General features: G+C 35.3%; 3 protein-coding genes. 2 read left to right on the top strand and 1 reads right to left on the bottom strand.

Going from position 1 to position 3,384, the window contains the following annotated elements; translation table 11 throughout:
• The first annotated feature begins 129 nt into the window (after positions 1 to 129).
• Together ACTQ50_RS19240 and istB are read left to right on the top strand one after the other, a co-directional pair.
• On the top strand, positions 130 to 384 hold the full coding sequence (locus ACTQ50_RS19240; RefSeq protein WP_441485507.1) for a hypothetical protein: 255 nt from the start codon (positions 130 to 132) through the stop codon (positions 382 to 384).
• 6 nt (positions 385 to 390) lie between these two features.
• A complete protein-coding gene (gene istB / locus ACTQ50_RS19245; RefSeq protein ID WP_441485508.1) occupies positions 391 to 1,167 on the top strand; it encodes an IS21-like element helper ATPase IstB in 777 nt (258 codons plus the stop codon).
• Between the two features lie 618 nt (positions 1,168 to 1,785).
• Here the strand turns inward: istB and ACTQ50_RS19250 are convergent.
• Positions 1,786 to 3,384: lipopolysaccharide biosynthesis protein (locus tag ACTQ50_RS19250; RefSeq protein ID WP_441485509.1), on the bottom strand; the 1,599-nt coding region annotated here is incomplete at its 5' end.

Here is a 3,384-nt window from a genome sequence, read left to right on the forward strand (position 1 = left end):
TTGCCATAACCTATCCTCCGTAATTGTAGTGAAATAGTTTAAATATCTTTCGCCTACAATTATAGAGGAAATCAGAGTATTAGAAAATCCGCAGGAATATTTGGCGCTTACACTGCAGTCAATGCGATATTGACCTCCAAAAGTGTGGAACAACAAACCTACCGAAGCTGTATGGGACTTCTTAAGCTTGCTGAGAAGTACTCAGATGCGTTACTGGAAGTTGCCTGTAAAAAGGCATTATCCTATACAGCATCACCCAGTTACAAGAGTATTAAAAACCTACTTGTAACCGGTTCAGAAAAACTGGCATCGGAAGCAATCGATACCAAGACCACACATAAAGCACATGGCATCACACGAGGTGCCGATTACTATCGGAGGTAAACACATATGACCAATCAGAGTACAATGGATAAGTTAATAGAAATGCGCCTTACCGCAATGGCAGATGCATTCCGTAGCCAGCTCAATGACCCAAAATTCAAGGAGATTCCCTTTGAGGATCAATTCGGTATGCTGGTGGATATCGAATACAGCAGTCGCAAAAACAACCGTCTCAAAAGATTGATCAGGAATGCCGGATTCGATCAGCCGGAAGCGAATATCATGGATATCAACTATACTTCCGGGCGCAAGCTAAACAAGGAACTGATTCGTAGACTTGCCACCTGCGAATATATATCTGAACATCGGAATCTTTTTATTACCGGTGCTACAGGCTGCGGTAAAACTTACATGGCCTGTGCCTTTGGCATGGAAGCCTGTAAGCAGTATTACAATACCAAATATATCCGTCTGCCTGATCTGCTTATTGATCTGGAGGTGGCACGGACAGATGGCAACTACAAAAAGGTGATGGCTAAGTATGCCAATCCCGTTGTCCTGATTTTGGACGAATGGCTTCTATTGAAACCAACGGAATCTGAACAAAGAGATATCTTCGAACTACTCCATCGGAGACGCAAGAAATCTTCAACGATTTTCTGCTCCCAGTATGAGTTCGAGGAATGGTACGATCAACTGGGTGGTGATGATAGTCCTCTGGCAGATGCAATCATTGACCGCATTGCCCATGACAGCTATCGCATCAACATCACAAGTATTGATGCCGAACATGACATCTCAATGCGTGAGGTTTATGGCTTAGACAAAACATTACGCAAGTAAACTCGCATAAGCGGTTCCCGCTAGCCCGGACGGGCGGTTTCCCGTCTGCCGGACTTGCGGTGTTACCGCACAAGAATATTCACGCCGAAACGGGAACCGATACCGGCAGCCATGATTAAAAGTGTTGTTTGCATGATACACTCCTTTTCGCTTTACTGATCTGGCTTCTAAATAAACGATAGCCCACAAGTGCCTTTGCAAGTGTTAAGCCGCTTTTAGTGCCATATCACTTTTCATTAATTTTTTTTACTTTCTAATATATTCTGATAATGTTTTACTTGGATAGAAATTTTTGCAAGGAAATCTCCATTTCAATCATCTGTATATTTGGAATCTGATGTGCTCTTTTGTGATAATATCCTTTTTTCAGTAGATTTCACCACTCTCTATAATCTTTCAAAAAGCTTATATAAATTTGAAACTCTTACACTGCACATATGAGTGCATACTGTTTCCTTTTTGAAAAAATATGAAATTTATTTTATAAATATTTAAAATTTTAGAAATTACGCTATATCTTCATAAGAACATTCTACAATGTAGAGCACAATTCATAACAGGTACAATAGACGGCAACCTCAAATCTACATTTTCGATATTGCATAGCTCTATCCTAAATCACTCCTTTTTAATTAATGCTATGCTCTTAATATATTTTAAAATTTTTCTTCTAAATACTACGAGTATTCCAAACATAGTTACAATCATAATATATCTTATATATATTAAATAATAACTTGCTTGAAATGCGAAGCCTAATATCATAAATACACTTGTAATTTTCAACAAACAACCAATTCTGAACGGTGGCTCACTATTCAATTCTTTTTTACATATTAATTTCATTCCACAATAATGAAATACTGCATATATACAATAGCACAAAAGAGTTGTATAAGCAGCTGCTTGGTAACCAAATATAGGAATAAGCCAATAATTTAACCCAACATTAACTATTGCACCTATTATTGTAATGCCCGCAATTAATTTTGATTTTTCATAATAGAATTCAAACTTACAAAACATATCATAAGCAAAAGTAAAATAGACACTCATCGCAATTGGCGGAATAATCCATATTGCAGAGTAATAACTCTTAGGCGCAAATATTCTTACTGCCTCTGGTGCAAATGCTATAAGTATCAAATTAACCATAGCAATTATTTCAAAAAGCAAATATCCAATTTTTGAAATATCTTGAATCTTATTTTCTTTTATTTTTTGAAAATACCAAGGTCCAATTGTTTGATTAAGTGCATAATTAAACACCATCATTACTAATGATATCGAATAAGCCAAACTATAAATTCCAGCACTTGCTTCTCCTACCATTTTTCCTATCATAATTCTATCTGCGCTGTTTAAAACGGTTTGTGATAAATAGTGTGGAACTAATGGAATATTTAACTTTAATGCATACTTCCAATATTTTTTTTCAAAAAATCTTTTTCCTCTTTTTATTTGCGAAATAAACAGACCTGTGTACAATATTGCTTGTACACTTGCAATTCCCAATATTCTAGCAGTAACTTTATCCGCTGCAACCGAAACCAAAACTACACTTACCAACGGAGATAGTACGGATGTTGCAATTGTTAAAATAACCAATTTTTTATATTGATATATAACTCTTTGTTCAGCAGCCCAAAAATTAAAACATGCCGTGGTCCATATAATCCAAAGCATTAATACCATTTGAACAGTACTTAATGAAAATAATTTATTCCACTGTTTATAAAAAAGTGCATATATTATTCCCCATATGCTTATAATTGTCAACTCAAGCCCCTGCATTGATGCCGCAAATACACTTCTTTTATTACTAAATTTAACTAACCCCTGTTCAAAAACCTCATAAAATAAATTAAGAGATATAACAACCATTATTACATTCATCCAAGACCAGAATACATTAAAACTCCCATATTCATCTGTAGTCATTAGCCTTGTGAAAATAGGTGTAGTTATTACAGAAATTACCTTTTGAACAAATGAACATACTAAAAACCACAACGAAGCTTTAAACTGTATAGGTCCATTTTTATACTTTTCTTTAATTTCCACTATGAATTTCATTAACAGTTCAATTCCTTCTTCATAAATAATTAATCCTATATTATTCACGGCACAGCCGTGAAAGTGGCTGAAAGCCATATAGTTACTGTATTTTGCTGAATATTGCTTTTCACCTATCAAGTGAATGAAAAAAGAGCATCC

It is taken from the genome of Blautia sp. Sow4_E7 (assembly GCF_052116245.1).
Classification (GTDB): Bacteria; Bacillota; Clostridia; order Lachnospirales; family Lachnospiraceae; genus Blautia_A.